Source organism: Olsenella sp. kh2p3 (assembly GCA_900119625.1).
Taxonomy (GTDB): domain Bacteria; phylum Actinomycetota; class Coriobacteriia; order Coriobacteriales; family Atopobiaceae; genus Tractidigestivibacter.
The window spans coordinates 408,442-432,606 of record FPKD01000001.1 but is presented as its reverse complement, the minus strand read 5'-3'; the positions used below and the strand labels follow the sequence as shown (position 1 = coordinate 432,606).

The 24,165-nt window shown below is 64.3% G+C and carries 20 protein-coding genes; 17 read left to right on the top strand and 3 right to left on the bottom strand.

Annotated features, from left to right (window positions below; genetic code table 11):
- Positions 1-49 precede the first annotated feature (49 nt).
- The 8 genes from BT122_RS01900 (at position 50) to BT122_RS01865 (ending at position 6,911) form a co-directional block, all read left to right on the top strand.
- On the top strand, positions 50-406 hold the full coding sequence (locus BT122_RS01900) for a hypothetical protein (RefSeq protein WP_072354368.1): 357 nt from the start codon (positions 50-52) through the stop codon (positions 404-406).
- Positions 407-664: 258 nt separating this feature from the next.
- Positions 665-1,543: a molybdate ABC transporter substrate-binding protein gene (modA, locus tag BT122_RS01895; protein ID WP_072354367.1), complete on the top strand. Its 879-nt coding sequence runs from the start codon at positions 665-667 to the stop codon at positions 1,541-1,543.
- Between the two features lie 6 nt (positions 1,544-1,549).
- Entirely contained in the window at positions 1,550-2,233 is a 684-nt protein-coding gene (gene modB, locus BT122_RS01890; protein WP_072354366.1) for a molybdate ABC transporter permease subunit, read from the top strand.
- On the top strand, positions 2,230-3,372 hold the full coding sequence (locus tag BT122_RS01885) for a sulfate/molybdate ABC transporter ATP-binding protein (protein WP_072354365.1): 1,143 nt from the start codon (positions 2,230-2,232) through the stop codon (positions 3,370-3,372). The genes modB and BT122_RS01885 overlap by 4 nt, the downstream gene beginning before the upstream one ends.
- Positions 3,365-4,312, top strand: coding sequence for a GTP 3',8-cyclase MoaA (gene moaA / locus BT122_RS01880; RefSeq protein WP_072354364.1), 948 nt, complete (start codon positions 3,365-3,367; stop codon positions 4,310-4,312). Before BT122_RS01885 ends, moaA begins: the two co-directional genes overlap by 8 nt.
- Before the next feature lie 3 nt (positions 4,313-4,315).
- Positions 4,316-5,296: a cyclic pyranopterin monophosphate synthase MoaC gene (gene moaC / locus BT122_RS11215; protein ID WP_072354363.1), complete on the top strand. Its 981-nt coding sequence runs from the start codon at positions 4,316-4,318 to the stop codon at positions 5,294-5,296.
- Positions 5,293-6,366, top strand: a complete 1,074-nt coding sequence (locus BT122_RS01870; protein ID WP_072354362.1) for a molybdopterin-binding protein — start codon at positions 5,293-5,295, stop codon at positions 6,364-6,366. The genes moaC and BT122_RS01870 overlap by 4 nt, the downstream gene beginning before the upstream one ends.
- Positions 6,367-6,371: 5 nt before the next feature.
- Positions 6,372-6,911 carry a MogA/MoaB family molybdenum cofactor biosynthesis protein gene (locus BT122_RS01865; protein WP_072354361.1) on the top strand — a complete coding sequence of 180 codons (540 nt, stop codon included), beginning with the start codon at positions 6,372-6,374 and terminating at the stop codon, positions 6,909-6,911.
- A gap of 160 nt (positions 6,912-7,071) precedes the next feature.
- Here BT122_RS01865 and BT122_RS01860 read toward each other — a convergent pair whose 3' ends face one another.
- The 3 genes from BT122_RS01860 to BT122_RS01850 form a co-directional block, all read right to left on the bottom strand.
- Positions 7,072-7,932 (bottom strand): pirin family protein, encoded by an 861-nt coding sequence (locus BT122_RS01860; RefSeq protein WP_072354360.1) that lies wholly within the window; start codon positions 7,930-7,932, stop codon positions 7,072-7,074.
- A 339-nt stretch (positions 7,933-8,271) separates the two neighbouring features.
- On the bottom strand, positions 8,272-9,498 hold the full coding sequence (locus BT122_RS01855; RefSeq protein ID WP_072354359.1) for a M20 family metallopeptidase: 1,227 nt from the start codon (positions 9,496-9,498) through the stop codon (positions 8,272-8,274).
- A 4-nt stretch (positions 9,499-9,502) separates the two neighbouring features.
- Positions 9,503-10,156 carry a helix-turn-helix transcriptional regulator gene (locus BT122_RS01850; RefSeq protein WP_177242180.1) on the bottom strand — a complete coding sequence of 218 codons (654 nt, stop codon included), beginning with the start codon at positions 10,154-10,156 and terminating at the stop codon, positions 9,503-9,505.
- Between the two features lie 650 nt (positions 10,157-10,806).
- Between BT122_RS01850 and ssnA the strand changes: the two genes are divergently transcribed.
- From ssnA to BT122_RS01805, 9 genes are all read left to right on the top strand, one after another.
- Positions 10,807-12,159, top strand: coding sequence for a putative aminohydrolase SsnA (ssnA, locus tag BT122_RS01845; protein ID WP_072354357.1), 1,353 nt, complete (start codon positions 10,807-10,809; stop codon positions 12,157-12,159).
- Between the two features lie 114 nt (positions 12,160-12,273).
- The gene (ygfK, locus tag BT122_RS01840; protein ID WP_072354356.1) at positions 12,274-15,270 is read left to right on the top strand and encodes a putative selenate reductase subunit YgfK; all 2,997 of its coding nucleotides are present in this window, start codon (positions 12,274-12,276) and stop codon (positions 15,268-15,270) included.
- Between the two features lie 85 nt (positions 15,271-15,355).
- On the top strand, positions 15,356-15,826 hold the full coding sequence (locus tag BT122_RS01835; RefSeq protein ID WP_072354355.1) for a 4Fe-4S binding protein: 471 nt from the start codon (positions 15,356-15,358) through the stop codon (positions 15,824-15,826).
- 12 nt (positions 15,827-15,838) lie between these two features.
- Complete coding sequence (gene xdh, locus BT122_RS01830) at positions 15,839-18,637, top strand: selenium-dependent xanthine dehydrogenase (RefSeq protein WP_072354354.1); 2,799 nt, start codon at positions 15,839-15,841, stop codon at positions 18,635-18,637.
- 69 nt (positions 18,638-18,706) lie between these two features.
- Positions 18,707-20,218, top strand: coding sequence for an ABC transporter ATP-binding protein (locus BT122_RS01825; protein ID WP_059053063.1), 1,512 nt, complete (start codon positions 18,707-18,709; stop codon positions 20,216-20,218).
- A gap of 12 nt (positions 20,219-20,230) precedes the next feature.
- Entirely contained in the window at positions 20,231-21,322 is a 1,092-nt protein-coding gene (locus BT122_RS01820) for an ABC transporter permease (protein WP_082667180.1), read from the top strand.
- Complete coding sequence (locus BT122_RS01815) at positions 21,322-22,254, top strand: ABC transporter permease (protein WP_059053065.1); 933 nt, start codon at positions 21,322-21,324, stop codon at positions 22,252-22,254. Before BT122_RS01820 ends, BT122_RS01815 begins: the two co-directional genes overlap by 1 nt.
- Before the next feature lie 158 nt (positions 22,255-22,412).
- Positions 22,413-23,537 (top strand): BMP family lipoprotein, encoded by a 1,125-nt coding sequence (locus tag BT122_RS01810; protein ID WP_072354353.1) that lies wholly within the window; start codon positions 22,413-22,415, stop codon positions 23,535-23,537.
- 111 nt (positions 23,538-23,648) lie between these two features.
- On the top strand, positions 23,649-24,146 hold the full coding sequence (locus BT122_RS01805; protein WP_059053069.1) for a nucleoside deaminase: 498 nt from the start codon (positions 23,649-23,651) through the stop codon (positions 24,144-24,146).
- Positions 24,147-24,165 lie beyond the last annotated feature (19 nt).

Below are 24,165 nucleotides of genomic sequence, written 5' to 3'. Positions count from 1 at the left end.
TGTTCCGCTCGGAGAATTCACTACTCGTTCGCTTGTCGAGAGGGAACACATGTTCTACTCTCGGGTCATGGAATATCGAACGCTCACAGACGGGACGCGGCGTCGTGTGCACCGCGAGTACGTGGATGTCATCGCGCGCTTTGGGCGTGACGGCTCCCTGGAGCCCGTTGCGGTCGTCTGGAAGGATGGGAGGAGCTTTGCAATAGACGAGGTAACGGAGGAAGGTACGTTTGGCGCCGAGGCACGCGGGCGACGGCAGGCCTGCTACCACGTGCGCTTTGGCGGGCACGAGACGGAGCTCTACCTCGAGCGGCGCAGCGCCGTTCCGGCGGTGGGCCAGCCCGAGGAGCTGCGCTGGTGGGTCTTTGCCTACGATCAGACGCGCTCGCGCGAGGCGGGGAAGTAGTGGCTCGCTTGACCTGCTGCCTGTGTTGCCCGCGTCGTGCGGTCCGCGCTGCCGTCCGCGCCGCCTGTGACCCGCCCACCACCTTTTCCATACTTTTTGTTTGGATGGCGTTATAGTTTGTAAGCAAGAACGCCGTCATCGGACAGGCACCACATCTGTGGCGGCGAAGCCCACAGGCGCCACATGGGCAGCACGCAAAAAGCATCGCACCAGAGATGCGCCCCAGGCAGGCATTACACCGAGGGAAAGGAAGGCACCATGGCAGGCACCAGCATCACCAGGCGTTCGTTTGCGTTGGCGGCAGTAGCCGCGGCAGGCCTTGGATTGGTGGCGTGCGGAGGCACGCAGTCCCAGTCCGCAGACTCGACGGCGGCAGACACCGCGTCCGCGGCAGAGACAAAGACGCTCGTCGTCTTTGCGGCCGCATCGCTCACCGAGTCGCTCACCGAGGCGGGCGACCTCTTCAAAGCAGCCAATGACGGCGTGGACATCAGCTTCAACTTCGACTCTTCGGGCACTCTCAAGACACAGATCCAGGAGGGGGCAGACTGCGACGTCTTCATCTCCGCCGGCCAGAAGCAGATGAACCAGCTTGATGCCAACGCCACCTCCGGCAACGACGAAGGTCTTGACTTCATCAACCACGATACGCGCTTTGACATCCTCGAGAACAAGGTCACGCTTTGCGTGCCCGACGGCAACCCCAAGGCCGTCCAGGGCTTCGATGACATGGCCAATAAGCTCCAGGCCCACGACATCCTGCTGGGGATGGGCAACTCCGACGTGCCCGTGGGCCAGTACACCCAGAAGATCCTCGCCTACTACAACCTCGACGAGACCGAGCTTGCCAACGCTGGCTGCATCACCTACGGCACCAATGTGAAGGAGGTCACCTCGCAGGTAACCGAGGCGGCCGTCGACTGCGGAGTCATCTACAAGACCGACGCCACGTCGGCAAACCTCACCATGGTGGACGAGGCAACGGAGGAGATGTGCGGTCGCGTGGTCTACCCGGCTGCGACCACCAAGAATGCCCTCCAGCCCGAGCTCGCCGCATCCTTCCTTGGCTTCCTCAAGACCAAGGATGCCGGTGACTGCTTCGAGAAGGTCGGCTTCACGCCGCTCGCCGAGGCGTAGCGCGGCATGGACTGGTATCCGCTTCTCAACTCGCTGAGAATAGCCGCCATCTCCACGGCGGTTGTCTACCTTCTCGGCATCTGGCTCGCGGACGTGGTGGCGCGGGCGCCCCGGGTGGTGAAGGGCATCCTCGACGTGGTGCTCACGCTGCCACTGGTGCTGCCGCCCACCGTCGTGGGCTACCTCCTGCTGGTGCTCCTCGGGCCCAGGCGCCCCATCGGCTCATGGGTGCTGGCTACCTTTGGCGTGAAGCTCACCATGACCTGGTACTCGGCCATCTTTGCCACCGTGGTGGTGAGCTTCCCGCTCATGTACCGTACGGCGCGCGGTGCGTTCGAGGGCTTTGACCAGAGCTTGGCAGACGCTGGACGCACGCTGGGAAAGTCCAACGCCTGGGTGTTCTGGCGCGTCAAGATGCCGGCCTGCCGCCAGGGCATCATCGCGGGCTCGGTCCTGGCCTTCGCGCGGGCGCTGGGCGAGTATGGCGCCACCTCGATGGTTGCGGGTTATACCCCGGGCTCTACCGCTACCGTCTCCACGACGGTCTACCAGCTCTGGCGTACCGGCGAGAATGGCCTGGCGTTCCAGTGGGTCCTCGTGAACCTGGCGATAAGCGCCGTGGTGCTTCTCGCCATGAACATGCTCGAGGCGCGCTCGCGCTCCGCCCGCGCGAAGGGGGCGGTCGCATGACGACGCTCGAGGTCGACATTACCAAGCGGCTCGGCTCCTTCTCGCTTGACGTCTCGTTTGCCATCGAGCGTCCAGATGAGATCATGGCGCTGCTCGGCCCATCGGGCTGCGGCAAGTCCATGACGCTCAAGTGCATCGCCGGCATCGAGCGCCCTGACTCGGGGCGCATCGTGCTGGGCGGACGCACGCTCTTCGATTCCGGCGCGCACGTAGACCTACCGCCACAGCAGCGCCGCGTGGGCTACCTCTTCCAGAGCTATGCGCTCTTTCCCACCATGACCGTCGAGCAGAATGTGCGCGCCGGGGCGGCTGGCGCCACGCGTGAGGAGCGCTCGGCGCGTGCGGCAAAGGAGATTGCCGCCATGCGCCTGGAGGGCCTCGAGCACCGTAAGCCCGCCCAGCTCTCCGGCGGCCAGCAGCAGCGCTGCGCCATGGCGCGCATCCTCGCGAGCGACCCAGAGCTCATCCTGCTTGACGAGCCCTTCTCGGCGCTCGATGGGTACCTGCGCTGGCAGCTGGAGCTCGAGCTAACGGATGTCCTGCGCGGGTTTCCCGGTGGGGCGGTCTACGTTTCGCACAACCGCGACGAGGTCTACCGCATGTGCGATACGGTCTGCGTGCTCGACCGCGGCCGCTCGGACGCCAAGGTGGGCGTGCGTGAGCTCTTTGCCGCGCCGGCCACGCTGGCGGCGGCCCTCATCAGCGGCTGCAAGAACGTGAGCCGAGCGCGGGTGGCGGGCCCCGGCCTGCTTTTGTGCGACGATTGGGGCGTCACGCTGGAGACGTCGCTTCCCGTGCCCGAGGGCGTTACGCACGTGGGCATACGCGCGCACTACTTCCAGGCGCATTCGGCAGACGACGGCGCTGCGAGCGCCGCTGGCGGGAATGCGATTCCCTGCACCGTTGAGCGGGTGATAGACTCGACGTTCTCGACGATCGTGATGGCCCGCACGCCCGGTGGCGCCTCACTTCGCTACGAGTGCGAGAAGGATGCCTGGGCTGCGCTTGGCAATCCCGCGCAGCTGGTGCTTGTGGCGCCGCCCCAGACGGTCATGCCGCTTGTCTCGGCGGGTAACGGCGAAACGCCTGACGCAATTACTTTGGACAACACAGGGAAGGGAGGCGCGCCTCGTGCGTGACGATTACGGCCGCGACATACGCTACCTGCGCCTCTCGGTGACCGACCGCTGCAACTGCCGCTGCGTCTACTGCATGCCCGAGAATGGCGTGCCCATGCTCTCGCACGCAGACATCCTCTCCTTTGAGGAGATGCGCGACATTGTGGCTGCAGCTGCGTCACTGGGAGTGCGCAAGGTGCGTCTTACGGGTGGGGAGCCCCTGGTGAGGCGCGGCATTGTTGACCTTGTGGGCATGGTTGCCTCTGTGCCGGGCATCGACGAGGTGGACATGACTACCAACGCCACGCTGCTCGCGCCCATTGCTGGAGATCTGCGTGCCGCGGGGCTCACGCGCCTTAACGTGAGCCTGGACACGCTCGATGCCGCGCGCTACGAGGCCATCACGCGGCGCGGCACGCTTGCGGACGCGCTTGCCGGCCTCGAGGCGGCCCACGCCGCAGGCTTCACTAACACCAAGGTCAACTGCGTGCTTGTCGGCGGTGTGAATGACGATGAGCTGCGACCGCTGGCCGAGCTTGCGCGCGACCGCGATCTCACCGTGCGCTTCATCGAGCTCATGCGCATGGGGGAGTGCGCCGGCTGGCCCAAGGGACGCTTTGTCTCGGCAGACGAGGTCCTCTCGGCCGTGCCGGAGCTTGCGCCGGTGGGCGGCCAGGGCGTCTCGGAGCTCTACCACGCGTCGGGCTGGAAGGGCAACGTGGGTCTCATCCGGCCCATGACCCACCGGTTCTGCGGCAGCTGCGATCGCATACGCGTGACGGCGGACGGGCGTCTCAAGCCCTGCCTGCACTCCGCAACTGAGGTCAACCTGCGCGGCCTTGTCGGCCAAGAGCTGGTCGATGCCATGCGCGCGGGCATTGCGGCAAAGCCGCGCGGGCACAGGATGGATGACGGGCGCGCAAGCGATTCGCTGCGCGCCATGAACGAGATAGGGGGATGAGCCATGGGGCTCACGCATTTCAACGAGGAAGGTCGCGCCCGCATGGTGGACGTGTCCGAGAAGCCCAAGACCCAGCGAGTTGCGCGTGCCGCCGGCAAGGTCCTCATGCGTCCGGACACGCTGGAGCTTGTGCGCACGGGTGGCATGCGCAAGGGAGACGTGCTAGCCGTGGCACAGGTTGCGGGCATCATGGCCGCCAAGCGCTGCTGGGAGCTGGTGCCCATGTGCCATCCCGTGCAGCTCACGGGCGTTGACGTCTCGTTTGCGTACGAGGAGGACGGCATAGCGTTTACGGCAACCACGCGCTGCTGCGGCGAGACGGGCGTCGAGATGGAGGCGCTCACGGCGGCGTCCGTTGCCGCCCTCACCATCTACGACATGTGCAAGGCCCACCAGCGTGACATGGCGATCACCGAGGTGCGCCTGCTCGAGAAGGACGGCGGCAAGTCCGGGCACTTCGTGCGCGTCGAGGGGGACGACCCCACGGCGCCGCTGGATGCGTCTGCGGCTGCGGCGCCCGCCGCGTCGGAGCTGCCGCACGGCACCGTTGTCGCCACCTGCATCTCGGAGAAGAAGGGCACGCGCAAGCACCCCGTCGACTCCATCGAGCTCGTGGTGGGCAAGGGCATTGCGGGCGACGCCCACGCCGGCACCTGGCACCGCCAGGTGAGCCTGCTGGCAAACGAGTCCGTGGATCTCATGCGCGCAAAGGGCATCGACCTTGCGCCCGGCGACTTTGCCGAGAACGTGCTCACGCGCGGGATTGACGTGAAGAGTCTGCCCGTGGGCACCACCGTGGCCGTGGGCCCCGCGCGGATGGTCGTGACGCAGATTGGCAAGACCTGCCACAACGACTGCGAGATTCGCCGTCTTACCGGCATGTGCGTCATGCCCACCGATGGCATCTTTTGTGTGGTGACGCACGGTGGCATCGTGCACGCCGGTGACGAGGTTCGTGTGATGGGGGAGGACGAACTGGCATGAAGCTTGTGAGAACCGAGGACGCCATCGGGCACGTTCTGTGCCACGACATGACGCAGATTCTGCCTGGCGACGGCAAGGGGTCGCCGCGCTTTAAGGGACCGCGCTTCAAGAAGGGGCACGTGGTCACTGCCGAGGACGTGCCCGTGCTGCTCTCGATGGGCAAGGAGCACCTCTACGTGTGGGAGGCCGGCCCTGGCATGCTGCACGAGGATGACGCAGCGCGGCGCCTGGCGGCACTCTGCCTTGGGCCGGGCTGCGTTGCCGCCGGCGAGCCCCGCGAGGGCAAGATCGGCATCAAGGCGGAGCATGACGGCGTGTTTCTCGTCGATTCCGAGCGCCTTGTTGCCGTGAACGACTGCGAGGAGGTCATGGTGGCCACCCGCAAGGGAGGCTTTGCCGTTTCTGCGGGCGACGACCTGGCTGGCACGCGCGTGATTCCGCTCGTGGTGAAGGAGTCCGTGGTCGAGGCGGCGGAGCACGCGGCAGACGTCGAGAAGAACGGGCCGCTCATGCGCGTGGAGCCGTGGCGCCTCAAGACGGCGGCCATTATCGCCACAGGCTCCGAGGTGGCCAAGGGCCTCATCGAGGACCGCTTTACGCCCGTGGTCGAGGCCAAGCTCGCGCGCTACGGCATTGCCACCACTTGGCATGCCACGCCTGGTGACGACATGGATGCCCTGGTGGCGGCCATAAGCGATGCTCGCGCTGCTGGCGTTGACATGGTTGTGTGCACGGGTGGCATGAGCGTTGACCCCGATGACAACACACCCGGAGCCATCAAGCGCGCCGGTGCGCGCATCGTGACCTATGGTGCGCCTGTCCTGCCGGGCGCGATGCTCCTGGTGGGTTACTTTGACGAGAAGGACGCGGAGGGCGAGGCCCGCACGGTGCCCGTGGTGGGGCTTCCGGGTTGCGTCATGTACAACGCGGCCACGGTCTTCGACCTGGTGCTGCCTCGCCTTGTTGCCGGTGTGGAGGTACGCCGCCGCGACCTGGTGCAGTTGGGCGAGGGCGGTCTGTGCCTGCACTGCTCGCCATGCACCTTCCCCGTGTGCCCGTTTGGAAAGTAGGAGACATGAGCCACAGTGAGACAAACAAGCCGCAGGTCACAGAAGGTGAGTCCTACACCGCGGCGGTGATTACCGTGAGTGACCGCTGCTCGCGCGGCGAGCGCGAGGATGCCTCTGGCCCCGCGCTCGCGGAGCTTCTCGGCGAGAAGGGCTACCGCGTTGTCTCTACGAGCGTGGTGCCTGACGAGCGTCCGCAGATCGAGGCCGCCATCCGCGAGGCCGCTGCTGCGGATGTGGCGCTCGTTGTCACCACGGGTGGTACGGGCTTCTCGCCGCGAGACGTGACGCCTGAGGCTACCGCTGCCGTGTGCGAGCGCATGGCGCCCGGCATCCCGGAGGCCATGCGAACCGCTTCGATGGCCATCACGCCGCACGCTTGCCTCTCGCGCGAGGCGGCGGGCATCCTTGGGGGCACACTCGTGGTGAACTTGCCCGGTAGCCCCAAGGCTGCGTGCGAGAACATCTCTGCGGTGATTGGGCCCATCGCGCATGGGCTGCGCATCCTGCGTGGCGGGCCCGCCGACTGCGCCGCGGAGCGCCGATAGCCCGCCTCCTTGGCGGCCCTTCCTTCCCTCCTCTCCTCCCTCCCCTTCTTTATCGGTATTTGTGAATTGCGATGCTCGCCAACTGGGCAAACGCAGGTCTCATTTCTCAATAACCGCCAAAGAACGGAGGGGGAGGGAGGCAGAGACGAGAGGGGCCTACTTACAGGCTCCGGACGTCTTCCCTAATGAACGTCCCCTCGTCGAGGTCGCGGAAGGCTTGCCGCAGCTCGGCAGTGCTGTTCATCACGATGGGCCCGCCCCATGCTATGGGCTCGCGCAGGGCAACAGAGCTCATGAGCAGCACCACCGAGGGCTTCTCGTCTGTGGCGGTGATGCCCACGCAGTCCCCTTCCACAAGCTTGACCGCGGTCTTCTCGCCCAGCGGCAGGCCGCCGATGAGCGCGGGCCCCTCGAGCGTGAACGCCAGGACCGAGCGGTCCTCGTCTACGGGAATCTCGACACTGTGGCCCGCCTCCACGGTGAGCTCGTAGTAGTCAAGTGGAAGGTGGCTGCCAACAAATCCCTGGTGGGACTTGCCATTCTCGTCAACATAACGCCCGGCGAGCAGTCGCAGCACAGCGCCGTCAAGCGGCACGGACTCGATGGCGTCGCGCTTCACGGCGTGGTAGGTGGGCTGCGTCATCTTCTCGGCGGCGGGGAGGTTGAGCCACAACTGCACGCCAAGCAGACGTCGTGCGGCTGGGATGGTCTCCTCGTGCTCTACGCCCGAGCCGGCGCACATCCACTGCACCTCGCCCGAGGTCACGGTGTCCTCGAATCCCATGGTGTCTCGGTGGTGCATCGCGCCTTCGCGCAGGTAGCTTACGGTCTCGATGCCGCGGTGGGGGTGGAGCGGGAATCCTGCGGTGTAGTCGTCCGGGTTGGTGCTGTCGAACGAGTCCAACATGAGGAAGGGGTCAAAGTCACGTGCGGTCTGGTCGCCCAGTACCCGCACGAGGCTCACCCCGGCGCCGTCCTGCGTGCGGTACCCCTTAACGACGTTGGCTGCATGTCTGAGCATGGGTTTCTCCTTTGAATGGCCGCCTTGCGGCTCTGGTCATTGGAGGCCTTATACCCTACTTGTTAAGTAGCATTTACGAGAGCCGATTTCTCGTCCGCAGAGTGTCTCCCACAGTCCGGAGAACGCCTTTGTGGGCGAGTCGGCCGCCTGGCCGCGGCAGCACCGCCCCTTTTGCAGAGAATAGCTCCTTTTCTTAAACCGCCGCTGCATTTGCCCAGTTGTCGCGAAATCGTTTTAAGAAAAGGAGCTAATCTCCGACAGCGAGCGGAGAGGGGCGCCGCGGGAGAGGGGCGTTGCGGGTGCGGCCAGCCCACGGGGTCCGTTGCCGAGAAGGGCCCGCTAGCCCCACAGCGTATTGGCGGCAAGCCGCGAGAGCACCGCGCGGACGCGCGCGAGGTCTGCCACAGGAACGTGTTCGTTGGGCTTGTGGGCAACTTCGAGACTGCCCGGCCCGTACGAGAGGCACGTGGGGTTCCCGCAGGTACCCGCCACGACGGCAGAGTCGGTGTAGCCGGTGAAGACGTCCGTTGCCGGCGTCTCGCCCCAGGCCTCCTCGCTTGCCCGCGCAAGGGCCGCAAGCAGCGGCGACGCCGGGTCAAGCTCGATGGGCGGCCTGTTCCCGGTGCAGCGCACATCCGCATGGGTGCCAGGCACGGCTGCCTCTGCCGCGGCGCAGGCATCGCGCACGATCTTCTCGGCATCCGAAGAGCCCGTGGGCGGCACCAGCCGCATGTCGATGGTCACGTGGCACTCGTCGGGCACCACGTAGGGGCTGTAGCCGCCTTTTATCTGCCCAAACGTGACGGTTGAGCGACCAAGCTTGGGGTGGGAGGGCAGTGCCGCAACAGATCCGCGGATCCGGCAGACGACCTCTGCCAGGGCGGCGATGGCGTCTGCGCCGCGCCAGGGCGTGCTGGCGTGCGCGGTAACGCCGTGCATGTCGATGACGTACCAGGTGCGTCCCTTGTGCGAGCCGCGCGCACGGCCGTCGGTGGGCTCGGTGTCGAGGACCCATCCGGTGGCACCCAGCCAACCGGCGCGGATGGCGGCCTCCGAGCCGCGCATCTCATCCTCCTCGTCTACGGTGCACACAATCGCCAGCGAGCGCCCGGGCAGGCTCCCGCGCCGACCAACCTCGTCAAGCGCATCCGAAAAGGCGAGAAGCGCGCAGGCCAGGCCGCCCTTCATGTCGCACGAGCCGCGGCCATAGAGCTCGCCATCGCGCAGAACGGGCGAGAAGGCCGGCGTGTCCTCGCTCCAGCCGGCGCCCACGCGCACGGTGTCCATGTGGCAGAGAAGGGTGAGGTCAGCAGGACCGGCAGAGGCGTCGCTCGTCCCTTCTGCGGGAATGAGCGCTCGCAGGCAACGGCGTCCCGGCAGCGCCTCAAGCTCCTCGATCCGCACGGATTCGGCAAGGCTGCCGGCGCGCATGCGACGACCCTGCAACCATGTGTGTACAAATACTTCGATGGGCTCCTCAAAGGCACCGGGATCCGTGCTCTCGATGCCCACGAGCCGTGACGTGAGCCGCGTTGCCTCGTCGTCGGTGTGGCGCTTCTCGCACATGCGCCTACTCCTCCTTCTTCTGCTCCTTGGCCTCGTCCATGTAGCTGTAGAGCGTGTACTTCGAGATGCCAAAGTAGTTGCAGACCTTCTGTCCCGCCTTGGTGATGAGGAAGGCGCCGGAGCTGTTGAGGAACCCTATCGCCTTGACCTTGTCCTCCCTGGTCATGAGGGCAACAGGCTTGCCCACCAGGCGTACGCTCTGGTCGATGAGCTCGTCGAGAAGGTCGTTTACGTTGTGGGGAATGACCTCCGGCTCGTCGGTCGAGGGGCTGGCGAGCGAGGTGAAGTCCTTGAGCATGTTCTGGAGCGCCATGATGGGCGTGGAGTCGTAGTTGATGGCGAAAATGGCTACCGGCTTGCCCGTCTCGTCGCGGAAGAAGACCGTGCTCGAGCGCAGCTCGCGCCCGTCCTCGGTGCGCGTGTGGTAGGCAAAGTGATCCTGGAGCTTGTCCGGATCAGAGCTCAGGGCCTTGAGCACCACGTTGGATGGGCCGTCCCCGAGCTTTCTGCCGGAGACCTGGCCATTCTCTATTGCGACGATGGTGCTGTCAGGGTCATCAGACTCCAGGTCATGGACGACGACCTCGCAGTTGCTTCCAAACTGAGCGGCGATGCCCTTCGCAAGGCGAGAGAGAAACTCGACCTCAGACTGCTTCATGATTACTCGACCCCTTTCTGGCGTGTCCGCCTATCGGCCTCGCGCCTGGTGGTGCGACGGGTGGCGCTGCGGGGTACGGTCACGATGGACGGGAAAACCAACGACAAGCAAATACTAGCACCTGAAATCTAACAAATTGTTAGGTTGGTTGATTATTCTGCTTGGGCGTAGGAGAGCGGTGTGGCCAATGGGGCGGACGGTATGGCTCCGCCGCCCAACGGCATTTCTCGAATGGCCCCGGGAGACGAGAATAAACTCCAGTTGGAAGCCGTGTTCAGCCAGACGATTCCAAGGACGCCAATCGCGGGGTAACACGTTATATTCCAAAAAATATAACGTTACCGCCCACACCGGCAATCGACCGTACGCCGATGTTCTCCAGACCGCGACAAGCCAGACGCCATTTTGAAGCAAAATATTTGTTAGGTTGTATTACAAGTAGTGCGAAGATTCGCCAAGGGGGTCATTCGCAGGGAGAGGCCAACGGGGAAGAACCTCGTACCTGCACTTCGTTTGCAGTTGGGTAGTCGGGTGCCCATGCGGCGCAGTCGCGTTCGCGCAACGCCCGGCCGTCACGGCATGAGAGGGCCGCGACGAACACAGGTTGGGCCGTAGCTGATCTGCGGCATGTAGCAAGGAGGAGAGGTCCTATGCTACTTGTTGGAAACGGTCGGGTCGTAACCAGGGACCCCAAGATGCCCTTCATCGAGGATGGTGCCGTCGTTATCGACCACGACAAGATCGTGGCCGTTGGGACTCGCGCCGAGATGAGCGCAGCCTACCCCAAGGCCGAGCTCATTGACGCCCATGGCGGCCTCATCATGCCCGGTCTCATCAACTGCCACACCCACATCTACTCCGGCCTGGCGCGCGGCCTTGCCATCAAGGGCTGCAACCCCACCAACTTCCTCGAGAACCTCGAGCAGCAGTGGTGGAACATCGACCGTCACCTCACGCTCGATGGCACGCGTGCCTGCGCGTACGTGACCATGATGGAGTCGTTCCGCAATGGCGTGACCACCATCTTCGATCACCACGCAAGCTTCCGCGAGATTCCCGGCTCCCTCTTTGCCATCAAGGACGTGGCGCAGGAGATGGGCATGCGTGCCTGCCTGTGCTATGAGGTCTCTGACCGTGACGGCAAGGAGAAGCTCGATCAATCCATCCAGGAGAACGCCGACTTCGCCCGCTGGGCGGCCACGCAGGACGATATGATTGCTGCCATGTTTGGCGGGCATGCCCTCTTCACGTTGCCGGACGAGGCGCTCGACCGCATGGTCGAGGCGAACAATGGCCTCACCGGCTTCCACATCCACGTGTGCGAGGGCATGAACGACGTCTACGACTCGGCCCAGAAGCACGGCTGCACGTCGATTCACCGCCTCCTCGACCACGGAATCCTGGGCGAGAAGACCATGCTCGGCCACTGCATCCACATCACCCCCGCCGACATGGACGTTGTTGCCGAGACCCACACCAAGATCGTCAACAACCCGCAGTCCAATGCCAACAACGCCGTGGGCACTGCCCCGGTGCTCGAGTTCTTCAAGCGTGGCATCACCGTGACCATGGGCACCGACGCCTACACCCACGACATGCTGCAGTCCCTCAAGGCCTTCGTGCCCCTGCAGCGCCTCAACTCCGCGCTGCCCAACGTGGCCTGGGGCGAGGCCATGACCATGCTCTTCAAGAACAACGCCGAGGTAGCCAACATGTACTTCGCCTCCAAGCCGCAGGGCAAGCCCCTGGGCGTGCTTGCGCCCGGTGCCGCCGCGGACGTCGCCGTGTTTGACTATCCGGCGCCCACGCCCATTGGCGCGGAGAACATCGACGGCCACATCCTCTTTGGCGTCGAGGGCCACGACTGCCGTACCACCATCGTGAACGGTCGCGTGGTCTACCGTGACCGTGAGTTCACGGACATTGACAAGGATAGGATTGATGCCTTTGTGCTCGACCAGTCCAAGAAGCTCTGGGGAGAGCTCAACGACCGCGAGTACTAGGCACCTTCCCGGCAGCGGCGCTCCAATGCCGCCACTGCCACGACGTGCGCGGATCCCGTGGCGCCGCGCACGCCTCACGTCCCCACGGAAATGCGTTTCTGGAGAGGAATCGCAATGAGCGACATCATGCGTCCCATCCCGTTCGACCAGCTCATGGACTGGATCCTTACCGAGAAGAAGACCCAGGGAACCATCTTTGGCGAGTCTCGTCTCGCCAAGCTCGGCGGCCACGCCCGTCCCATCTTTGGCGAGAAGGTCGAGTCGCCCGTTGGCCCGGCTGCCGGCCCCAACACCCAGCTCGCGCAGAACATCATTGCCGCCTACGTCACCGGCGCTCGCTTCTTCGAGCTCAAGACCGTCCAGAAGATGGACGGCGCCGAGCTCTCTGCCTGCGTGAACAAGCCCTGCATACTTGCTGCCGACGAGGGCTACAACTGCGAGTGGTCCACCGAGCTCACCGTGCCCGGCGCCTTTGACGAGTACGTCAAGGCGTGGGTTGCCTGCAAGCTCCTTGCCCAGGAGTTTGACTTTGGTGACCCCGATGGCTTCGTCTTCAACATGTCGGTTGGCTACGACCTCGAGGGCATCAAGGGCGAGAAGGTCGACACCTACATCAACAACATGAAGGACGCCTCCAACACCCCTGTCTTCCAGGAGGCCATTGCGTGGGCCAAGGCCAACCTCGACCGCTTCCAGCACGTTGACGCCGCGTTTGTCGACTCCATCTCGCCGTGCGTCTCCCGCTCCGTCACCGAGTCCACGCTCCACGGCTGCCCGCCGGCCGAGATCGAGCGCATCGCGACGCACCTCATCACCGAGAAGGGCCTGAACACCTACATCAAGTGCAACCCCACGCTTTTGGGTTATGAGTACGCACGTAAGACGCTCGACTCGCTGGGCTTCGACTACATCGTCTTCGACGAGCATCACTTCAACGAGGACCTGCAGTGGGCCGATGCCGTGCCCATGCTCAACCGCCTCATCGCGCTGGCAAAGGAGCGTGGCGTCGAGTTTGGCGTCAAGCTCACCAACACCTTCCCGGTGGACGTCACCCGCTCTGAGCTGCCCAGCAACGAGATGTACATGTCCGGCCGTTCGCTCTACCCGCTCACCGTCTCGCTTGCCAAGCGCATCGCCGACGAGTTCGACGGCAGCCTGCGCATCTCCTTCTCCGGCGGTGCGGACGCCCTCAACGTTCGCTCGCTCGTCGATGCGGGCATCTGGCCCGTCACCGTGGCAACCACGCTCCTCAAGCCCGGTGGCTACCAGCACCTTGGCCAGATTGACGAGGCCCTCTCCGGCATCGACGAGAAGCCATTCTCGGGCGTTGACCCCACCAAGGTTGCTGCCATCGTGGACGACGCTCTCACCAACCCGCGCTACCGCAAGCCCGTCAAGCCTACGCCCGAGCGTCACGTGGGCCACGAGCTGCCGCTCATTGACTGCTTCACGGCCCCCTGCCGCGAGGATTGCCCCATCGAGCAGGACATCCCCGGCTACCTTCGCGCCTGCGAGGAGGGTCGCTATGCCGACGCCCTCAACATCATCCTCGAGCGCAACGCCCTGCCCTTCACCACGGGCACCATCTGCCCGCACACCTGCGGCAACTCCTGCATGCGCAACTACTACGAGGAGCACGTGCACATCCGCGACTTCAAGCTCCTGGCTGCCGAGAAGGGCCTGGCAGAGGTCCTGCCCACGCTCTCTGTGCGCGGCAGCGTGACCGGTCGCAAGGTGGCCGTTGTGGGCGCCGGCCCTGCCGGCCTTGCTGCGGCATCGTTCCTCTCGCGCGCCGGCGTGGACGTTACCGTGTTCGAGCGTACCGGCCAGCTTGGCGGCATCGTCCGTCACGTGATCCCCGGCTTCCGCATCTCCGATGAGGCCATCGATCACGATGTTGAGCTCTGCTCGGCATACGGCGCTACGTTCAAGACGGGCGTCGAGGTCACCAACGCGCGCGACCTTCTCGACCAGGGCTTCACCGACGTCATGGTGGCCATTGGCGCCTGGGCTCCGGGTCGTCCGGCCCTGCGCAGCGGCGAGGCGCTGGACGCCATCGACTTCCTACGCGATTTCAAGGAGGATCCTGCCCAGTGCAAGCTTGGGTCTGACGTTGTGGTTATCGGTGGCGGCAACACCGCCATGGACGTGGCCCGCGCCGCCAAGCGCGTGCCCGGCGTGGAGCACGTGCGCCTGGTCTACCGCCGCACCCGCCGCTACATGCCCGCCGACGAGGAAGAGCTCGTCATGGCGCTCGAGGACGGCGTGGAGTTCATGGAGCTCCTCTCGCCGGGCGACCTTGCCAACGGCACGCTGACCTGCGAGGTCATGCGCCTTGGCGCGCCTGATGCCTCTGGCCGTCGCGCTCCCGAGCCTACGGGCGAGACCGTAAGCGTGCCCGCCACCGCCGTCATCACAGCCGTGGGCGAGCGCATCGAACAGGGCCTCTATCAGGCAACCGGCTGCGAGCTGGACGAGAAGGGCCGCCCCGTTGTCTCGGACTCCCTCGAGACCAGCGTGCCGCACGTCTTTGCCGCTGGCGACGCTCGTCGCGGGCCCGCTACCGTGGTCAAGGCCATCGCCGACGCCATGACCGTTACTACCGCCATTGCCGGGGCCTCCTTTGACGCCAAGGGCGAGGCAAACGTCGACCCCTGCTACGAGACGCCCCTCGCGTCCCGTGGCACCCTCGAGGCTGACGTCGCGTCGCTCGTCCACACGCGCTGCCTTGGCTGCGCCACCGTGTGCGAGACCTGCTGCGAGGTCTGCCCCAACCGCGCCAACGTTGCCATCCGCGTGCCCGGCATGCGCGAGCGCCAGATCGTTCACGTGGACGGTATGTGCAACGAGTGCGGTAACTGCGCCGTGTTCTGCCCGTACTCCGAGGGTAGGCCCTACCGCGACAAGCTCACGCTGTTCTGGAGCAAGGAGGACTTCGACGACTCCCAGAACGAGGGCTTCCTTCCCGTCGAGGGTGGCATGCTCGTGAGGCTCGACGGTACCACAGCGGTCTACGATGTGGATGACGCCACCTGCGGCCTTCCCGAGGCAGTACGCGCGACCATTGTGGCCGTGCGCGATAGCTACGGCTACCTGCTCGCAAGGCAGTAGGGACCAGGCGCCTCGCGCCTCGAAAGACACACTGGCGGGGCGGCCGTGCGGCCGTCCCGCTGAAGCTCATACGGGGGACTGAGTTATGGCACGTAAAAGAGACATGGTTGCGGTTGTGAGGTGCGCAGGGGGACCCGCGCCCGACCGCTGCTCAGAGGGTTGTATCGGCTGCGGCTCATGCGTCGCCGCCTGCCGTATGCACGCGATCGAACTCAACGAGAACGGCGTGGCGCATGTGAACCGCGAGGCCTGCATTGGTTGCGGCCTGTGCGCCCGCATGTGCGAGCAGCACATCATCGATATTGTCCCGCGCCACCAGCGCATCCAGGTGCTCTGCTCAAACCATGAGGTTGGCTCTGCGGCACGCGCGGTGTGCCAGGTGAGCTGCATCGCCTGTGGTGCCTGCGAGCGCGCCTGCACGTCGGATGCGGTCCACGTGACCGATAACCTTGCCGTCATTAGCCAGGACGACTGCATCTCCTGCGGTATGTGCGCGTCCAAGTGCCCGCGCGGGGTCATTCACGACGCGTTTGGCATTATCGCCAAGAGTCTCTAGGGAGGAGGAGAGATGGCAACCTACAGCTTCTTTGTGAACGGTCAGGAGATCACGACCGAGGAGAACAAGTCGCTCCTACGCTTCCTGCGCGATGACCTGCATCTCACCTCCGTGAAGGATGGCTGCTCAGAGGGCGCCTGTGGCACCTGCACCGTGGTCATCGACGGCATTGCCACCAAGGGCTGCGTCATGACCACCAAGCTCGCCCAGGGCAAGCACATCCTCACCGTTGAGGGTCTCACCCACGAGGAGCAGGAGGCGTTCGTCTACGCCTTTGGCGCCGTGGGCGCCGTGCAGTGCGGCTTCTGCATTCCCGGTATGGTGATGAGCGGCGCCGCACTGGTGCGTCAGAACCCCAACCCCACCGAGGAAGAGGTCAGGTGGGCAATTCGCGGCAACGTGTGCCGCTGCACCGGCTACAAGAAGATCATCGAGGGCATCCAGCTTGCCGCTGCCGTCCTTCGTGGCGAGAAGCAGATTGACGAGGACCTCGAGCGCGGCGATGACTACGGCGTGGGCAAGCGCGCCTTCCGCGTGGACGTGCGTCGCAAGGTCCTGGGCTACGGCAAGTATCCCGATGACCTCGACGAGCGCGACTTCCCGGACATGGCGTACGCGTCTGCCGTGCGCTCCAAGTACCCCCGCGCCCGCGTCCTCAAGATCGACGCATCCAAGGCAGAGGCCCTGCCTGGCGTCCTAGGCGTCCTTACGGCCAAGGATGTGCCGGTGAACCAGGTTGGCCACCTCATCCAGGACTGGGACGTCTTTATCGCCGAGGGCGACATCACCCGGTTTGTGGGCGATGCCATCTGCCTGGTTGTTGCCGAGGACACCAAGACCCTTGAGCGTGCCAAGCGCCTCGTTCGCGTTGACTACGAGCCCCTCGAGCCCGTGCGCAACATCGCCGAGGCAAAGGCTCCCGATGCCCCCATCATCCACAAGAGCTTCAACGCCTTTGGCAACCTCGTTGAGCTGCACGACAACGTCTGCCAGAGCCGCCACGTCACCCGCGGCAACGCCAAGGAGGCCCTCGCGCACTCGGCGCACGTGGTCACGCACACCTTCGAGACCCCCTTCACCGAGCACGCCTTCCTCGAGCCGGAGTGCGCCGTTGCCATTCCATACAAGGACGGCGTGAAGATCTTCTCGACCGACCAGGGCGCCTACGACACGCGCAAGGAGGTCGCCCACATGTTTGGCTGGGACAAGACCCCCGAGCGCGTTGTTGTCCAGACCATGCTCGTGGGCGGTGGCTTTGGCGGCAAGGAGGATGTCTCTGCCCAGCACCTTGCCGCACTTGCCGCCTATCGCTTCAAGCGTGCGGTGAAGTGCCACTTCACGCGCCAGGAGTCCATCGACTTCCACCCCAAGCGCCACGCCATGCTTGGCACCTTCACCCTGGGCTGCGACGAGAACGGCAAGTTCACCGGCCTGGACTGCGAGATCAACTTCGACACCGGCGCCTACGCGAGCCTCTGCGGCCCGGTGCTCGAGCGCGCCTGCACCCACGCCGTTGGCCCCTACACCTACCAGAACACCGACATCCGCGGCTACGGCTACTACACCAACAACCCGCCCGCCGGTGCCTTCCGCGGCTTTGGCGTCTGCCAGAGCGAGTTTGCCCTCGAGTGCCTTATCGACCTCCTCGCCGACGAGGTTGGTATCTCACCGTGGGAGATTCGCTACCGGAATGCCATCGAGCCCGGCGAGGCGCTGCCAAACGGACAGATTGCCGACTGCTCTACCGCCCTCAAGGAGACCCTGCTTGCGGTCAAGGACGTGTACGAGAAGAACGCAGACCACGCCGGTCTCGCCTGTGCCATGAAGAACTCCGGCGTGGGCGTGGGCCTGCCCGATGCCGGCCGCGCCAACATTCGCGTCGAGGGCGGCCGCGCCGTAATCTACTCGGCTACCTCCGACATTGGCCAGGGCTGCAACACCATCTTCCAGCAGGACGTTGCCGAGGCCACAGGCCTTCCCAAGTCTGCCATCGAGAACGGCGAGTGCTCCACCGAGGCCGCGCCGGACTCCGGCACCACCTCGGGTTCGCGTCAGACTGTCATCACCGGCGAGGCCGTGCGCGGCGCAGCCTTCCTGCTGCGTGACGCCATGCTTGCCGTCGAGCGCGGCCAGGAGGTTCCTGCGACCCCCGTGTGCGCCCATGGAGACGGCGCCACCATCGAGTACGACGATGACACCCCCTACGTGGACAACCACCCGGGTGATCTCACGGCCGGCCACGCCGTGGTGCCCCAAGACCCGGTTGCGGCGCTCGCTGCGCTCGAGGGCCACGAGTTCCGCTACGTCTACTTCGAGCCCACGGACAAGCTGGGTGCCGACAAGCCCAACCCCAAGAGCCACGTGTGCTACGGCTACGCCACCACCTGTGTGATTCTCGACAAGGATCGCCGTGTGAGCGAGGTCTATGCTGCCCACGACTCGGGCAAGGTCGTGAACCCCATCGCCATCCAGGGCCAGATCGAGGGTGGCGTCCTCATGAGCATGGGCTATGCGCTCACCGAGGACTTCCCGCTCAAGGACTGCGTCCCCCAGGCGCATTTTGGCACCCTGGGGCTTCTCCGCGCCAACCAGATTCCCCACATCGATGCCATCTACGTCGAGAAGGAACACCTGCTCCCGGTTGCATACGGCGGCAAGGGCATTGGCGAGATTGCCACCATTCCCACGGCACCCGCCATCCAGAACGCCTATCACCGGGTCGATGGTGTGCTTCGTACCAAGCTTCCCCTTGAGGGGACGCCATATTCCCGCAAGAAGACGGCTGGCAAGGAGGCGGAAAAGTCCCGGTAACACGCGGATGCAACAATTCGTTTGCTCAACTGACGGTTTGATAGCGTTTGTCGGCGAAAGGCGGTAGGCATGGCCGAGTTGCTGAGAATGGAGAACATCAGCAAGCGCTTCGGTTCGTTCTACGCGAACAAGAATGTGACGTTCGACGTTCAGGAGGGGGAGGTGCACACCCTCCTGGGCGAAAACGGCGCAGGCAAGTCCACGCTCATGAACGTCCTCATAGGGCTTTACCAGCCCACCGAGGGCAAGATCTTCATGCACGGCAAGGAGGTGAGCATCTCCTCGCCGCGAGTGGCCGTGGAGCAGGGCATTGGCATGGTCCACCAGCACTTCATGCTCATCGATGATATGACGGGCCTCGAGAACATCATCCTGGGCGACAAGCGCCACAACTCGCCGCTTCTGCAGGAAGGCGAGGATCGCAAGACCGTTGAGGACATCATGGACCGCTACGGCCTTGAGATTGACCTCGACGAGAAGGTCGGCGACATGTCCATTGGCATGCAGCAGCGCGTTGAGATTATGAAGGTGCTGTTCCGCGGGGCAGACCTGCTTATCCTCGACGAGCCCACGGCCGTCCTCACCGACCTTGAGGTCGAGGGCCTCTTCGACATCATGCGTTCGCTCACCGCCGAGGGCAAGGGCATCGTCTTCATCTCCCACAAGATGCGCGAGGTCATGCGCATCTCCGACCGCGTCACAGTGCTTCGCCGCGGCGAGACGGTCGAGACGTTGCGCGTTGCCGACACCACCGAGCAGGAGCTCGCGGACCTCATGATTGGCCAGAAGTTCGTCGAGAACACCTACGAGAAGGTCACCGGCGCCACCAAGGACGAGTTCGTCCTCCAGAACGTCTCGTACCATCCCGAGATTAAGCACGGCGGCCTGAAGGACGTCTCGCTCACCATCCACAAGGGAGAGATCCTGGGCGTCGCAGGCATCGACGGCAACGGCCAGACACCTCTGGCCGAGGTCGTGACTGGCCTGGTGAAGCCAGACTCCGGTAAGGTCATTGGCCCCGACGGAACCGAGATTGCGGTCTTCTCGCCCGAGACCTTCATCGATGCCGGCCTGGGCAACATCCCCGAGGACCGCAACAAGATGGGCCTTGTGGGAGACATGACCATCGCCGAGAACCTCGTGCTCAAGCAGACCGAGTCCGACCAGTTCTCCCTCGGCCATGGCAAGTGGCTCAAGATGGGCGAGATTCACTCCTATGCCGAGCGCCTGCGCGAGGAGAACGACATCCGTTGCACCTCCGTTGACCAGACGGCCCGCAGCCTCTCCGGCGGCAACCAGCAGAAGGTCATTCTTGCCCGTGAGCTTGAGGGGCACCCCAAGCTCCTCGTGGCGGTCTATCCCACTCGCGGACTGGACATTGGCGCCACCGAGTTCATCCACAACCAGATCGTGGCCCAGCGCGACGCCGGGTGCGCGGTGCTTCTCATCTCGGCAGACTTCGACGAGGTGCTCAAGCTTTCCGACCGCATCGTGGTGCTCTTCGAGGGCCAGATCATGGGGACGTATCCGGGTGCGAATCCTCCCATCAAGGAGATTTCGCTCGCCATGGCAGGAAAGTAGGAGGGGGTTAACGTGGCAAAGAAGGCTCTGAGCCCGGAGGAGCGCAGCGAGAGGCGCATGATGATCCTCACGCCGGTCGTCGCCGTGCTCCTGGCTCTGATCATCGGCGCAATCATCATCGCATGCCTGGGGAAGAACCCGCTCGAGGGCTATGCGGCCATGATCCAGGGTTCCCTGGGTGACGGCGCAAAGCTGAGCAAGACGCTCGAGCGCGCCTGCCCGCTCATTTTCACCGGCCTGTGCGCGGCGTTCGCCTACAAGTGCGGCGTCTTTAACCTGGGCGGCGAGGGACAGTTCATCATGGGCGGCTGCGCCACCGCAACGTGCGTGCTTGGCTTGGGGCTCGAGGGCCCTGCCGGCCTTGCGCTGGGGCTTCTCGCCGGCATCGTGGCTGGCGCCATCTGGGGGCTCCTGCCGGGCATCATGAAGATCACCCGCGGCCTCAACGAGATGATTACCACGATCATGCTCAACTACGTGGCCATGTACTTCATGGAGTACATCTACAAGAACGTCTACTCCGATAACGGCCTGCCCAAGACCATCGCCATTCCGCAGTCCGCGCGCCTGCCCGAGGTCTTTGGCACGCACGTGGGCGTCATTCTCGCCATCGTTCTGGGCATCTTCATCTGGTACGTCATCTTCCGCACGTCCTTCGGCTTCAAGATTCGCGCGGTTGGCATGAACCCCATCGCCTCGAGGGTCAACGGCTTCCCTGTGCGTCGCCTGGTTCTGCTCGCCTTCATCCTCTCGGGCGCCATTGCGGGCCTGGGCGGTGCCGTCGAGCTCCTCGGCAAGACCCCGTACCGCCTGGCCGATGGCTTTGGCTCGGGCTTTGGCTTTGACGGCGTGGCAATTGCCCTCATCGCTCAGCTCAACCCCATCGCTGCCATCTTCGTGGCGTTCTTCTTTGGCGTCCTCTCCACCGGCGGAACCATGATGCAGAGCGTCATTGGGGTTCCCACCGCCATCGTCGAGATCATCCGCGGCCTCATCATCATCTTCGCCGTCGCCGGCATGGCCGCCGTCAAGCTCCCCAAGATCAAGGCCTACGTCGCCGCAAGGCAGGACGCTAAGGCCAAGAAGGCCGAGGTGAACGCGTAATGGACTTCATGACTGCACTTCCCACCATCCTCAAGGCCATGACCATGGGCGCCGTGCCTATTCTGCTGGCGGCGCTAGGTGAGGTCTTCTCCGAGCGAGCTGGCCTCGTGAACATTGGCCTCGAGGGCGTTATGGCCATTGGCGCATTTGTGGGCTTCGCCGTTGGCAAGATGACCGGCAACCTCTGGCTGGGCCTTGTCGTTGCCATGCTCGCGGGTGTCCTCATCAACATGCTCTATGCGTTCTGCACGGTCACGCTCTGTGCCGACCAGGTGGTCACCGGTATGGCAATCAACATCCTGGCGCCGGCCATCGCGCTCTTTGGCTACAACCTCTTCGTTGGCTCCAACTCGGCCAACGCCACCGGCGACCAGATGGCGAGCATTGCCATTCCGGGGCTCTCGAGCATCCCCTTCATAGGCAACGCGTTCTTTAACCAGACGCTTCTTGCCTACCTGGCGTTTATCCTGGTCCCCCTGGTGCGCTACTTCTTCAAGCACTTCCGCGCCGGCCTCTCCTTCCGCTCCGTGGGCGAGAACCCCCACGCGGCCGAGACCCTTGGCATCGACGTCGTGCGCGTTAAGTACCTGGCCTGCATCGTCTGCGGCGCACTCGCCGCTGCCGGCGGCGCGTTCCTCACCCTGTGCTACACGCCCATCTACACCGACGGCATCGTGATGGGGCGCGGCTTCATCGCCCTGGCAACGGTAATCTTTGGCCGTTGGAGCGCGCTTGGCGTCCTGGGTGCCAGCCTGCTCTTTGGCTTCTTCGACGGTCTCAATGTGGCGCTTCAGGCTCAGTTCCAGTCTGCCCCGGTCATGTTCTTCAAGATGATCCCGTACATCTTCACCATCGTGGCACTCATCTTCTTTGGCTCCAAGCACGCCGGCCCCAAGGCAAACGGGCAGCCGTACTTCCGCGAGCAGCGCTAGTCCCCCAGAGGTACCCGGCCCGTCACCGAGGGGTGGGTGCCGCTTAGGTTACTCTGTGGTTTCATTCCCCCTGCGTCCTAGTAACGTTCAGAGGGGAAGAGTTTGGGATGAGGGGCGCACCCTGCGCCTCTCATAACGGAGGAAGGAAAGGGCACATCATGAGTGAAATCAAGAAGTCTCTGTCCGCCGCTATGCTCGACAGGCGCCAGGCAATCGTCCTGGGACTCGGCAGCGTGGGCGCGCTCGCCCTTGCCGGCTGCGGCGGCTCTGGCTCCAGCTCCAGCTCGTCCGATAGCTCCGCCTCTGGGTCCGATTCCGAGCAGAGCAGCTACAAGGTCGCCATGATCATGAGCGGCATCATCACCGACGGCGGCTGGGATCAGGGCCACTATGAGTCCCTCAAGAGGGCCCTGGAGTCTCACCCCAAGTGGACCATGCTCGAGCCCAAGGAGAACACCGCTGACGCCGACGCTGCAACCGCGGCGCAGACCTACGTCGATCAGGACGTCGACCTCATCATCGGCAACGGCAACCAGTTTGCCTCCGACTGGGCCGAAGTTGTCGCCGACGCGGCCGACAGCCACCCCAAGGTTCACTTCCTGATCACCAACACCGACCCCACAACCGAGATGACCGACTACGAGACCCTCGATCCCGTCGAGACGGTTCTTCCCGACTTCAAGCAAACGGGTGCCCTCGCCGGCGTGGTGGCTGGCCTCATGACGCAGACCAAGAGCATCGGCTTCATCGGCGGCATGAAGCTCCCCTCCACGATTACCAAGTACTCCGCATACCTGGCGGCGGCGAAGAAGATTGACCCGTCGATTCAGGGCCAGTACAACTTCGAGGCCGGCTTTACCGATGCGTCTCTCGGCACCAACCTCACGCAGCAGTGGATTGCCTCCAACAACGTCGACGTCATGTGGGGTGACGCCTCGGCTGTCGACAACGGCGCACGCCAGGCGCTCGAGGCCGCCGGTGCCGACACGCACTTCGACATCGCGCAGCCCATCGACATCGTGGGTGCCGACCAGCCCACCGTTGTGACCTCCACCGTCACCGACTGGATGATTGGTCAGGCCATGGACGAGATCGAGTCCGGGTCCTTCGGCGGCGGCAAGGCCATTACCGGTAACATGGACAACGGTGGCATCACGCTTGGCAAGTTCTCTGACAAGGTCTCCCAGGACGTCCAGGACAAGATCAAGGAGTACTCCGAGCAGATCAAGGCTGGCACCTTCGTCACCGACGACGAGGTCTCTGCCATTCAGAACACGCTGTAACGCTGCATTGCGTTGAAGGCCGTCCCCTCGTTTGGGGGCGGCCTTTTTGTAACCGCGAATGTGGCGGCAGGTGGTCTTGCCCGTCGCTGCGAGCCGGAGAGGAGAGAGCGCATGGCGCGCAAGGAGTTCTCGCACGATGAGGATCTGGTACTGCTGAGAAGGGCCATAGAGGTCTCTAAGAGCTCGCGCGAGCACGGCAACACGCCCTTTGGGGCAATTCTGGTTTCGCCCGAAGGCACGGTCCTCCTCGAGCAGGAAAACGTCGAGATCGAGACGCACAAGTGCACCGGACACGCAGAGACGCAGCTCATGGAGCGTGCGAGTCAGCAGTACGAGAAGAGCTACCTCTGGGATTGCTCGCTGTACACGTCGGCCGAGCCCTGCTCGATGTGCTCTGGCGCCATCTACTGGGGAAACGTGGGCCGTGTGGTCTATGCCATGACCGAGCGCAGGCTCCTCGAGCTCACGGGCTCAAATGAGCAAAACCCCACGTTTGACCTGCCGTGCAGGAAGATCTTTGCCGCTGGCCAGAAACCCATCGAGGTCGTGGGACCGTTCCCCGAGCTCGAGGCTGAGGCGGCAGCCGTTCACGCGGGGTATTGGGACTAGAGCAGGCATAGGGAGGCCT